The following is a 12,191-nucleotide window of genomic DNA, read 5'->3' on the forward strand; positions in this document are numbered from 1 at the left end:
ACACGATCGTCTCGGGTCCCGGGCCGGGCGGAGGGCCCGGGTCAAGGGCGGTCTCCCACGGGCACCGGCGTGGGGCGGCGTCGGTGGACAGGTGACACCAGCCGCCAGTATCCGCCTCACGATGGACAACGCAGGAGAGACTGAGTACATGTATGGCGCAGCAGGGGGTGGGACGATGCCGGCGCGCGCCATCGCGTTGCCACCGACGCCCGACTCCCCCCGGGCCGCCCGGCGCTTCCTGCTCGAGGCGTTGCACGGGCAGCTGGACGACGACCTGCTGGACTCCGCGCTTCTGCTCGTCACCGAGCTGGTCACCAATGTCGTCGTGCACGCGGGCACCTCGGCCACCGTGGAGGTGCGCGCGGACGGTGACGGCGTGCGGGTCGGGGTCACCGACCGGCATCCGGTCCGCATCGGCATGGCCCGGGTAAAGAAGGTCGAGGACGCTGACTTCGGCATCGACGGGCTGCGCGAGGACGGCCGCGGCCTCGCCCTCGTCGACGCGCTCGCGACGAGCTGGGGGACCGAGCACGGCCGCGGTGGCAAGACCGTCTGGTTCCGCCTGGAAACCGCCGGCGACGGCTCGCCCACCGCTGCTGTGACCAGTCCCGCTGTGGCTGTGACCTGTCCCGCGCCCCGCCCGGTACCGGCCCCCGTGGTACCGGCGCCGCGTCCGGTCCGGCTGATAGCCCGGGACACCGCCCGTGCCCTCACCGCCGAGGGCGAGGTCAGTGAGCTGCTCGCGCAGCTGGTGGACGCGCTCGCGGTCACCGCCGGGCTGGTGCGGCGTCCCGGGCGCGACGGCGGCCGGTCGGAGACCGTGGCCACGCTCGGGGCCGTCGGCCCGGTTACCGAGGCGCTCTTGTTCCCGCTGGATCCGACGCAGGAGAGCCTCGGCGAACTGCTGCTCTGGCCGGCGGCCGGCGGCCGCCCGAGTGGTTCGGGCGGCACCAGCGATTCGGGCGGCACCAGCGATTCGGGCGGAGTGGGTGTCCCCGGCGACGTCCGCCGGATGGATGCCGCCGCGGCGGCCGGGCTGGACCTGGAACGCATCCGCCTGACGACCCGATGGATGGCCCTGGCCCTCGGCGGCGGCGACATGCGACGCGCCGAGGAGCGCCGCATCGGGATGCTGTCCTTCCTCGCCGAGGCGTCCGATCTGCTGGCGGGCAGCCTGGACCTGAGCCGCTCGCTGGCGCTGCTCGCGCGGTTGCCGGTCCCGCGGCTGGCCCAGTGGTGCGCGGTGTACCTGCACCGGGAGAACGCCGATCCCGCCCTGTGGGCGGCGGCACACGCGGAGGAGAACGCGGCGGGCGCCCTCACCGCTGCCGCGGTCGACCCGGACGGCCCGTTGATGGCGGCGGTGCGCTCCGCGAGCGGAGACCGAGTGCGTTCACTGACCGCGCTCGGCGGACCGGCGCTCGTGATGGTGCTGCGGGCCCGGCGGCGGGTACTCGGGGTGCTCGCGCTCGGCCGCCCCGAGGGCAACGCCTTCGCCGCGGACGAGATCGATCTGCTCGCCGACCTCGCGCGCCGGGCCGCCTTCGCGGTCGACAACGCCCGGCTCTACAGCCGGCAGGTGGAACTGGCCGGCACGCTCCAGGCGGGTCTGCGCCCACCGGAGCTGCCGATGATCGAGGGACTGGATCTCGGTTCCGCCTACGGCGCCGCGCAGTCGGCGGGTCTCGACGTCGGCGGCGACTTCTTCGACCTGCTGTGGGGTCCGCTCGGCTGGACGATCGCCATCGGCGACGTCTGTGGCAAGGGTGCAGAGGCCGCCACCGTGACCGGGGTGGCCCGCGCCGTCCTGCGGCTGCTGACGGGCCGGGGTACGGAGCTCGGCGAGGTGCTGCTCGAGTTGAACCGGACCCTGCGCGACGCCGCGTCGTCTCATCCGAACGGGCAGAGTCGGTTCTGCACCCTGGCCGCCGCCACGATCATGGCGCCGGCCGGCGGACCCGCGGAGGGCGAGCCCGCCGACACCGACACCAGCACCAGCACCAGCACCAGCACCAGCACCAGCACCAGCACCAGCACCAGCACCAGCACCAGCACCAGCACCAGCACCAGCACCAGCACCAGGATCCGACTGCGGCTGTTCCTCGCCGGCCATCCCCAGCCGGTGGTGCTGCACGCCGACGGGCGCGCCTCGCTCGTCGGTCGCCCGGGAACCCTGCTCGGCGTCCTCGACGACGACGAGGTCTCGTTTCCGGGGTTCGAGATCGTCCTGCGCCCGGGCGAGTCACTGGTCTTCTACACCGACGGGGTCATCGAGGCCCGCAATGGCGGGAAGCTGCTCGGCGAGGACCGGCTCCTCGACGCGATCGGGGGATGCGCAGGCCTGTCAGCGCAGGGGATCGCGGATCGCGTCCTGGCCGCCGCCGAGCGGTTTGCCGGCGGCAACCTGCGCGACGATGTCGCGATCCTCGTGGCGCGCGTGCCCGGCTGACCGGCATGATGGACGCTTCGGGGTACCTCCGAGGCGCCTCCGCTACGCCCGCGGGCGTCCCCCCGGGCCCCGCGGGCACGAAGGCCCACGGAAAGGAGGCGCCACCGGCACCGCACCGGATGCCAGATCGACATAGCCTCAAGAGGTGCGATCCGGAAACAGAGGCTTCAATCCCCACCCAGTGGGTAGAGCCACCTCGATATCCTCGCACAGGCTTGGTGGTCGATGAGCGCGTCTTCGGTCCCGATGGATGTGGTACGGCAGGCAACGTCCAGTTGCCCACCCGCAACCCACATACTCGCCGAGCTCCCCTATCTGCCCTCCGCCGTCCCGCAGGCCCGCAGGGTGCTCCGCGAGGGCATCCGGCTGGCGGACCTTCCCGAGGACCTGCGCGGCACCGCCGAGCTGCTCGTCAGCGAGCTCGTGACGAACGCGGTCAAATACGGGCAGCCGCCGCTGTGGCTGCTTATCGAGATACGGCCCGGTCTGATCCACGCGTCCGTGTCGGACACCTCGACGGTTCTGCCGCAGCGGCGTGAGGTCGCGCCGGACGCCGAGGGCGGTCGCGGCCTGCTGGTTCTCGACACGTTGGCGGGCAGCTGGGGGACGGTGGCGGTCGAGTCAGGGAAGTACCTGTGGTTCGACCTGCCCGTGCCGGTTCCGCCGGCGCCGGTGGTGGGTCGGCGGTCCGCCTCCGTCCCCGAAGCCGACGGCGCGGCCTCCCCGGGCGCCGGGAGCTCCTCGCTGCCCGAGGGGCCGTCGTCCGCCGACGGGTCGTCACCCGCCGAACCCACCGAACCTACCGAACCCACCGAACCCACCACTGTGACCCGCTCTGCCCCGGCCGCCCGGTACTCCCCACCGATCCGTCCCGCGCCACGTCCCCCGGCCGCCTCCGCATCGGCCCTGCTGTCGTCCGCCTTCGGGATGTCCCCCTTCCCGGTCCTGTCGAGGCGGCCGGGATCGGACCGTGCCGGATCAGGCCGCACCGGAGCGGCACGCGCGGGTTGGGAGGCGGCCCGGCCAAACGACGCCGAGGCGGCCGTCACGATCATCACCAACGGCCCCTGACGCCGTCACGTCATTCCCCGCCCGGCCCTCCCCCGCAGCGGATGGGTCCGGCATGGTTGGCGAATCACCCGATCAGCGGCTCAGCGGGTCAGCGGGTCAGCGGGTCAGCGCAGAGGTTCTGTGACGCCGGTTACAAAAGGGCGTGCGCTACTTGAAAAGCAATGCGGCACTGAATCGTGACGCCGCGTGACGTCACGATCGTCCAAGCGGGCCTCGCCCCGCCGCGGGCCACGTCCCGTCAGACGACGGACGTCCATCCCTGCCCGACGACGCACCGCCAGATGCGGCCACCCGAACCGGTCGAGCCCCCGATGACGAGCTGGCCCGTGGTCACGCAGTCGGCGGGCTGCGGATCGGTGACGCTGATCCGCACCCAGGGATGCAGGATGTCGTTGCCCTGGTGGACGTTGAAGTTGTCCCCGAACACGCCGGCGCCGCCGGCCTTGTTGACGGCGAAGATGGGTTGGTTCAGATGGTCGTAGACGATGAACAGCTGGCCGTTGGGCCCGCCCGTCGACTGGATACGAAGCCCCTCAGCGCTCTGGTTGGTCGCCCGGAACACCCAGGGGTTGCCGGTGAAACCGCTCTGCGCGTAGGCGTAGCCACCGCCGCCGAGCAGCCCGCCGACAAGGGTCGCCGCGCCGAGCACGCTGATGGTCCTGAGACGATGTAGGTACGAAAACATGGGTCTTCTCCCCGATCGATACTCCCGGCCGTGTCCTGATGTGACTCCCGATCGGCAGTCACGGCTGATCTGATAGGAATGCCACTATAGATTGCTAGTTATCTATTCATTGTGACAGAAGTCCTACTTTTGACCAGCCGAACGGGCCAGAACCACGACACATCGGCCCCCGCCGTCCGCAATGTCCCGTTTGGGCGCCAAGTCGATAAACACTGCGTATCGCCCCATCAACAGATTGTCAATAACCCGAAAAATGCGACTTGGAGTAATATTGTCTAGAATGTCAGAAATAACTGCCATGGCGGCTGGAGCGATGAGCTTGAACCTGGTGCTACCTGGTGCTGAAGGAACATTCCTCTCCCGGGTATCCGATCAGCTCGACCGATCGGTGGGGAACGGAGCATGCCGTGTTCCCCGAAGCTCGATGCGCCGGGCCCGGGGGTGGCCGAGGAAATCCGGCAGTGCGAACTCGTAGCCGTACGCACCCGCCATGGGGAAGACGACGACGTCACCCGGCCGCACCCGATCGACCGTGATGTCACGGGCGAGGGTGTCCTCCGGCGTGCACAGCTCCCCGACCACCGTCACCGGACGACCTTCGACCACCGCCTCCCGCGTGTGCTCCGGCTCCGGCCCACCGTTCCGGCCCGATCTCTCCACGACGGCGAAGTTATGGACGATCTCCCACGATGTCGGCAGCGCGAAATGATGAATTCCGCCACGCAGAATCACGAATTCCGTCCCGTAGGAATGTTTGACGTCGATCACCTCGGCGGCGTACCAGCCGGAGTCGGCCACCAGCATCCGCCCCGGCTCGAAGATTACCCGAGTTCCGTCCGGCACCGGCAGCGAACTTAGTCCCTCACCAAATCGGATTAGGTCAAAGGGCCGGTCACCGCGCCGGTCCGGTTCGAACGGAACCCCGAATCCACCGCCCACGTCGACCATCCGCAGCTCGATCCCGGCCACGGCAGCCGTCCGGACGGCGAAATCGAGACACCACCGGACGTAGCCCAGATGGGCGGCGGCATCGAGATTGCCGGACACTGCGTGGACATGGAATCCGACGACGTCGATATGGGCCAGATCCGCCGCGAGTTCGAGCGCGGCGGGGACCTCCGTTTCGGGGATGCCAAACGCACTCGGCCGACCGCCCATTTGGAGGGAGCCTGCCAGGCCTACCTGGGCCGGGTTGACGCGCACCGCCGCCCGCACCCGACGGCCGAGCCGGGCCGCGACGGCGTCCAGGCGGCGCAGTTCGCCGAAGCTCTCGACGTTGACGACGTCGACGTCGGCCGAGACCAGCGCGGTAAGCAGGGTCATCGACTTTCCCGGTCCGGATGCGACCAGGCGGGGACGTCGGGCGGAGTCGACCCGGCCGTACGCTGCCTGCGCCAGGCGCACCTCGTGCGCGGAGGAGACCTCGAAACCGTCGATGCCCCGACCGCTGGCGCCGGTCCTGGCGTCGCTCCTGGCGTCGCTCCTGGCGTCGCTCCTGGCGTCGCTCCTGGCGTCGGTCGGGCTGGCGCCCGGGCTGGAGTCACTCCGTTCCCGCCCCGACCGAGGGATGTCCGGACCGGTCCCACGCAACAGGGCGTCGAGTATCGGCGGAAAGCTGTTGGCCTTGACCGCGTAGCAGACCTCCGCCCACATGGGCAGGCAGGCCCGCAGCGCCGCGGCGTTCCGCGCGGCCGCCGCCGGGTCGTAAAAGTAGGCGCTGACCTCTCCGGCGCCGGCCGGCCAGGCACGCACCGCGGTCAACACCGGACGGGGGAGGCTTTCGGCGGGCAGGGCGCGCAGCGGCGCGGCCGAGGGCGGCAGGTCCACCAGATCGACTCCTCACTCCAATCAGTCGTCACTCCATCAGTCGTCCGAGACTCCATCAGTTGTCCGAGCTCAGCCGCGTCCCTCGCCAGGGACAGGACAATCCCCTCTGCCGCCAGGCGCACTGCCGCCAGGCGCACTGCCGCCAGGCGCACTGCCGCCAGGCGCACTGCCGCCAGGCGCACTGCCGCCAGGCGCACAGGAGCGATGGCGTGTGGCGCGGGCTGCCGAGTGCGGACGCATGGTCCAGAAGGGTGGTCCAGACAGTGGTCTCGGATGGGTGGTCTCCACCTGGACCCGACGCTGTCGGTTAGCCCGATGGTGGGGCGACGAAACACGGATCGGATCCGCAAACGGTGCCTGATACATCACACGGACCGCATCCGGCTTCCGTGCCGCCGGACGGTCGCGGGACGTTCGTCACCGCCATAACCGGTTGTCTGATTCTGATCAACGGGCGTGTAGTGGACATGCCGCAAACACCACAGCCTGAGGCCGATGTTTCTGCCGCAACCCGACTCCCCCGGACGGACTATGAAGAGACCACCACGTCTGCTTGGCACCACCATAACCTTGCGCGGAGCAACCATGGTGCGACTGGCTTAAGTTAGGCTTCCCTCAATCAGCCTGCGCGAAAGGGAGTCGCCCGCGATGACGGTTTCCGCTCGTGACGCCGCCGGCGGCTCAGCCGGCCGCACGGCGCCCCCCGCGACCGTGCCTTCCGTAACCACGAGAGCCACGACGACGCCCCCTGCGACCACGACCCCCCCGACCACGACCCCCCCGACCACGACCCCCGTCGCCGCCAGGTCCACGCCTGCAGCCCCCACCACGGGTCCCAGGTCCGCACCCACGGACGCCGCGAACCCGGCCACGATCCTCGCGCGTCAGCGTCAGCGCGAATCGGCGGCACGGACCTATGCGCGGACCCTCCCGATCGTGCCTGTCCGGGCGTCCGGAACCATGGTTCTCGGCGCGGATGGCCGCCGCTACCTGGACTGCCTGGCCGGCGCCGGAACGCTCGCGCTGGGACACAACCATCCGGTGGTAACCGAGGCGATCACATCGATGCTTGCCCGAGGCGCCCCGTTGCACACGCTCGACCTCGCCACCCCCGAGAAGGACGCCTTCACCGACGAACTCCGTGGCTGCCTGCCGGCCGGCATGGGGAGCGATGTGAAGTTGCACTTCTGCGGCCCGAGCGGCGCCGACGCGGTCGAGGCGGCCATCAAGCTCGCGCAGACGGTGACGGGCAACCAGACCATCCTCGCGTTCACCGGTGGATACCACGGAATGACGGCGGGTGCCCTGGCCGTGACCGGGAACGTCGCCGTCAAAGATCCTCTGCCGCCATCGACATCCGTCGTACGGCTGCCGTTCCCCTTCCCCTACCGGTGCCCGTTCGGGGTGGGGTCCGGTCGCGCCCCCGGTCCGGACGGTGCCGAGTTGTCCGCCCGCTACATCGAACGTCTCCTCGATGACCCGGCCGGAGGGGTAGTCAGGCCGGCGGCACTGATCGTAGAACCGGTTCAGGGTGAGGGCGGGGTGGTTCCCGCTCCTGACGGCTGGCTCCGCGCCATCCGCGAGATCACCCGTCGCCGCGGCATCCCACTGATCCTGGACGAGGTCCAGACGGGAGTCGGTCGCACCGGGAAGTACTGGGCCGCGCAGCACAGCGGCATCACCCCCGACATCATCGTCATGTCCAAGGCGATCGGCGGCGGGCTGCCACTGGCCGTCATCGCCTACCGGTCTGAGCTGGACACCTGGGCGCCCGGGGCACATACCGGCACCTTCCGTGGAAACCAGCTGGCGATGGCCGCGGGCCATGCCACGCTGCGCCTGGTGCGAGAGGACCGTCTCGACGAACGCGCCGCCCGACTCGGCACGCGCCTACTCACCGGCCTGGCAGAGATCGCCCGGAACCGGCCGCAGGTGGGCGACGTACGCGGCCGCGGGCTGATGCTCGGCGCCGAGATGGTCGATCCGACCGCAGCCCCGGACCTCGTCGGCGCGCATCCCGCCGACGCGAGACTCGCCGGTCTGGTACGTGCCGAATGTCTGCGCCGCGGCCTGATCATCGAGCTCGGTGGGCGGCACGGCGCGGTCGTCCGGCTGTTGCCACCGCTGATCCTCAGCGATGAGGAGGGCGATCGCGTCCTCGCGATCCTCGCCGACGCCATCGATGCCGCCGTCCGCAGGCTCTCCGTCCACGCGGCTTTGGGACACCCACCCGCCGATCAGGCCCACGTCCGGTTCGGATCCGCCGGATGATCCCCCCGCGCAGCCCTGACACACCTGTCGCCACCGCGCCGGCCGGAGAGTCCGCACCAGCCGGAAAGCCCACGTCGGCGGAGGAACGGGGGCGGAGGAACGGGGGGTCCACGGACGGTCCACGGAGGCGGGAGATCCCCATCCTCCCGGGGCTACGGCCGATGGTCGATCTCGCGTTGGCCGCCCTCGACGATGGCCGCCGGATCCGCGGCGGCCCGCTGCCCGCCGGTGGTCCACCGGTGGTGCGCGCCATGACCAGAGCTGCCCTCGGCCTGACTCCGGCCGATCCGGCCCCGGCCGATCCGGCCCCCCCGGACAGTACAGGGACCCTGCTACCGAGGACCGGAATCGGCCCGTCGGCCGCGCTGACCGGCCTGGTCGAAGCCCTGGCCGCCGGTTCCGCGGACCCGGCGGACCCGTGGTGCGCCGCCCATTTGCACTGCCCTCCGCTGGCGGTCGCGGTCGCCGCCGACCTCGCCGTGAGCGCCCTCAATCCGTCCCTGGACTCCTGGGACCAGGCTCCCGCGGCCACGACGATCGAGACCGAGGTCGTCGCGACCCTGGCCGCACTGGTCGGCTTCGATCCGGACCGGGCCACCGGCACGATCACCACCGGTGGGACCGAATCGAACCTGATGGGCCTGTTCCTCGGTCGGGACGCGGCCCGCCGTGGCCCGACCGGGCAAGACGCTTTGGGCCCGGCCGCCCCAGGTCACGATGCCGGGCACCAAGGAGGCCCCGGGCACCGAGGAGCGGACCGGCCGGCACCTCGGGTGTTCCGTTCGGCGGCGGCACACTTCTCGATTGATCGGGCGGCGTCCCTGCTCGCGATCGACGCGCCTCCGGTGCTGGTCATCGAGACCGACGACCGGCACCGGATGCGCGTCGAGGCGCTCCGTCACGCCCTGGCCGCGCACGCCGGGCCGGCCATCGTCGTGGCCACCGCTGGTACCACCGATGCGGGCGCGGTCGACCCGCTTCGGCAGATCGCCGCGGTGGTCGAGGAACATCGCCTCCGGTTAGGTGGGTCGCAGGACCCGAGCAGGCCATCGGGCATGGAGGCAAGGTCCGGCAGGGCGGCCTGCTGGTTTCACGTGGACGCCGCCCACGGCGGCGGCGCGTTGCTGTCCGAGCGGCTGGCCGGCCTGCTGGACGGACTCGACCTCGCAGATTCGGTCGCACTGGATCTGCACAAACTCGGCTGGCAGCCGGCGCCGGCCGGGGTCTTCCTCACCGCCCGCGACGACGGCTGGGCCAGCCTCGCGACACGGGCGGAGTACCTCAACCCGGAGGATGACGAGGCGGCCGGCTTCACCAGCCTGCTGGGCCGGTCGCTGCGGACCACCCGCCGCGCGGACGCCTTCCCCATCGCGGTCACCCTTCGGGCCCTCGGCCGCGACGGTCTCGGCGCCCGGGTGGATGCCTGCCATGATCTCGCGCAGCACGCGGCACGGACGGTGCGCGCCGACCCCCGTCTCGAACTCGCCTTCCCGGTAACACTCAGCACCCTCGTCTTCCGCTACCGGCCGCCACAGGCCATCTCGGATCCGACCGCGTCCGGCCCCACCGCATCCGGCCCCGCGGGCCCGCCCTCCCCCGACCGGGTGGACCGGATCAACGCCCGGCTGCGCCGGGAACTGCTCGTCGCCGGCCGGGCCGTCGTGGGGCGCACCCAACTCGGTCCCCGTCACGCGGTCTTCCTGAAGCTGACTCTGCTCAATCCCGACGCCACCACGGCGGACGTCGACGCGCTGCTCGGGCTGATCGCCGAGACCGGGGACGTCCTTGCCGCCGGTGGTTCCACCAGGGCCCGGCGGCGGTCGTGACCGGCGATCGACCGCAGTCCGAGGCCATCGCGGACGCGACCATCGCGGACGAGATCGTCACGGAGACTCTGCTGCGGTGCTGGGTGCGGGAGACAGGCGTCCGGTTACCGGCAGACGCCCGGACGCTCGGCATCGACCTACCCGCATCCGGCCTGTCCGTTCGGGCGACGTTGACGCACCACTCCCCGGCCGGATGGCACGGGTTCGGACCACCACGCCTGGTTTGCGCGGCCCGCGAACCAGCCCCGGTGGACGCGGGCCTGCTCGCCGCGCTGCTCGTCCGAGAGGTCGTCACGCGGGATGGGCTACCGCCGGCCCTCGGCGCCCAGGCGCTGGGAAGGATCATCGATTCCGCCGGCTGGATCGCGAGCTGCCTCGCGGCCCGCGGTCCCGGGCCGGACCCGGCCACCATCCCCCCGTTCCTCGCCGCGGAGCAGGCCCTGATCACCGGTCATCCGTTCCATCCGGCGGCCAAGAGTCGCCAGGGGGCTTCGCCGGAGGCACTGGCCACCTACTCTCCGGAAGTCGGCGGGTCCTTTGCGCTGCACTGGTTCGCAGCCCATCCCTCCGTGGTGACCGTCTCGGGCAGTACGACGACCCGCTCCGGAGGGCGGGACCAGGCCCTCGGCACGAACGGCCGGGGCCTGATCCGGCTGCTGGCGGATCTGGCCAGGGAAGACGCTGGGGCCGAGGAGCCGAAGTCCGACCTCTCGGCCGCGTCCGGTTCCGGACCAGACCGACATGGCCCACCCGGGCTCACGGGGTCCCCTCGGACCGGCGGACGCGATCGCCCGGACATTCCCGCCGGTTACGTCGTGGTACCCGCGCATCCCTGGCAGGCGGACGAGGTCAGCAGGCGGGAACCGGTCGCCGAGCTGCTTGCGGACGGCCGCCTGATCGACCTCGGGGTGTCCGGGCACCGGTGGTATCCCACCTCGTCGCTGCGTACCGTCTGGCGGCCGGAGATCCCGGTGATGCTCAAGCTCTCGCTGGGGATGCGGATCACCAACTCGCGCCGGGTGCTGCAGCTCGACGAGCTGCGGCTCGGCGCGATGACCGCGAGGCTGATCGACGCCGGTCTCGGCGCGGCGCTCGCCGCCCGACATCCGAACTTCCGCCTCATCGGGGAGCCCGGTTGGGTGGCCGTCACCCGACCGGGAGGGGAGGGTCGGCCCCGAACCGGCCCCGCAACACCGCTGCGGATCGGGTCCGGCGAGCGGCGCGACGGAGGGCGCGACGAGGACGGCGTCGGGCTGGAGACCGCCGTCCGGGTCAATCCGTTCGGGTCAGTCGACCGGGTGGTGTGCGCCGCGGCACTCATCGCGCCCAGGCCCGAGCGGACCACGGACAGCCGTGGCCGGGCCCGGACGGCGATGCTTCCCCGGATCCTCACGACGCTGGCTGGCTCGCTGAGCGATCCCCTCCCGACGCTGACCGACGCCTGGTTCGACCGTTACCTGACCGTGGTAGCCGCCCCGGTGGTGGACCTCTACCTGCATTTCGGGATCGGCGTCGAGGCCCACCTGCAGAACACCCTGGTCACCCTGGACGCGGCGGGCTGGCCGATCGCCGGCTGGTACCGCGACAGCCAGGGCTACTACGTGGCCACCTCCGCCACGGCGGAGGTGCAGCAGCTGCTGCCCGGCTTCGGTACCGGGCTCAACGCGATCTTCGATGACGCGCTGGTGGCCGAGAGGACCATCTACTACCTGTTCGTGAACAACGTCTTCGCCCTCGCCGGCGCGCTCGGGGTCGCGGGTGTCGCGGACGAGCGCCGCCTGCTCGGGCGGGTGCGTGGCCTGCTCCATCGGCTGGACGAGGATGGCCCACGCGGGCGGGGGCTGCGACCACCCGCCGCTCGCCGAGCACTGATCACCAGGCTGCTCGACTCCCCCACCCTGCCATGCAAGGCCAACCTGCGCACCTGCGTGGACGGGCGGGACGAACTGGTCGGACCGGTGGCCACTCAGTCGGTGTACGTGCCGATCCCCAACCCGCTCCTGGAGGCCTCGTGACCTTCCGCGCCCCGTCCACAGCTCGCGGCGAGCGCCCGCGTACCGTC

The 12,191-nt window shown here is 71.3% G+C and carries 7 protein-coding genes; 5 read left to right on the forward strand and 2 right to left on the reverse strand.

Annotated features, from left to right (window positions below; genetic code table 11):
- Positions 1-148 precede the first annotated feature (148 nt).
- Both FRANCCI3_RS20460 and FRANCCI3_RS20465 read left to right on the forward strand, forming a co-directional pair.
- The gene (locus tag FRANCCI3_RS20460) at positions 149-2,449 is read left to right on the forward strand and encodes a SpoIIE family protein phosphatase (protein WP_011438420.1); all 2,301 of its coding nucleotides are present in this window, start codon (positions 149-151) and stop codon (positions 2,447-2,449) included.
- 225 nt (positions 2,450-2,674) lie between these two features.
- The gene (locus FRANCCI3_RS20465) at positions 2,675-3,520 is read left to right on the forward strand and encodes an ATP-binding protein (protein WP_011438421.1); all 846 of its coding nucleotides are present in this window, start codon (positions 2,675-2,677) and stop codon (positions 3,518-3,520) included.
- Between the two features lie 238 nt (positions 3,521-3,758).
- Here FRANCCI3_RS20465 and FRANCCI3_RS20470 read toward each other — a convergent pair whose 3' ends face one another.
- Together FRANCCI3_RS20470 and FRANCCI3_RS20475 are read right to left on the reverse strand one after the other, a co-directional pair.
- Positions 3,759-4,205: a hypothetical protein gene (locus FRANCCI3_RS20470; protein WP_011438422.1), complete on the reverse strand. Its 447-nt coding sequence runs from the start codon at positions 4,203-4,205 to the stop codon at positions 3,759-3,761.
- A 372-nt stretch (positions 4,206-4,577) separates the two neighbouring features.
- Positions 4,578-6,032 carry a diaminopimelate decarboxylase gene (locus FRANCCI3_RS20475; RefSeq protein ID WP_011438423.1) on the reverse strand — a complete coding sequence of 485 codons (1,455 nt, stop codon included), beginning with the start codon at positions 6,030-6,032 and terminating at the stop codon, positions 4,578-4,580.
- A gap of 648 nt (positions 6,033-6,680) precedes the next feature.
- Here FRANCCI3_RS20475 and FRANCCI3_RS20480 point away from each other — a divergent pair.
- The 3 genes from FRANCCI3_RS20480 (at position 6,681) to FRANCCI3_RS20490 (ending at position 12,144) form a co-directional block, all read left to right on the forward strand.
- Entirely contained in the window at positions 6,681-8,303 is a 1,623-nt protein-coding gene (locus FRANCCI3_RS20480) for a diaminobutyrate--2-oxoglutarate transaminase family protein (protein WP_011438424.1), read from the forward strand.
- 161 nt (positions 8,304-8,464) lie between these two features.
- The gene (locus FRANCCI3_RS20485; RefSeq protein WP_011438425.1) at positions 8,465-10,129 is read left to right on the forward strand and encodes a pyridoxal phosphate-dependent decarboxylase family protein; all 1,665 of its coding nucleotides are present in this window, start codon (positions 8,465-8,467) and stop codon (positions 10,127-10,129) included.
- Entirely contained in the window at positions 10,126-12,144 is a 2,019-nt protein-coding gene (locus tag FRANCCI3_RS20490; RefSeq protein WP_011438426.1) for an IucA/IucC family protein, read from the forward strand. The genes FRANCCI3_RS20485 and FRANCCI3_RS20490 overlap by 4 nt, the downstream gene beginning before the upstream one ends.
- The last annotated feature ends 47 nt before the right edge of the window (positions 12,145-12,191 follow it).

The organism is Frankia casuarinae (genome assembly GCF_000013345.1).
GTDB classification, from domain to species: Bacteria; Actinomycetota; Actinomycetes; order Frankiales; family Frankiaceae; genus Frankia; species Frankia casuarinae.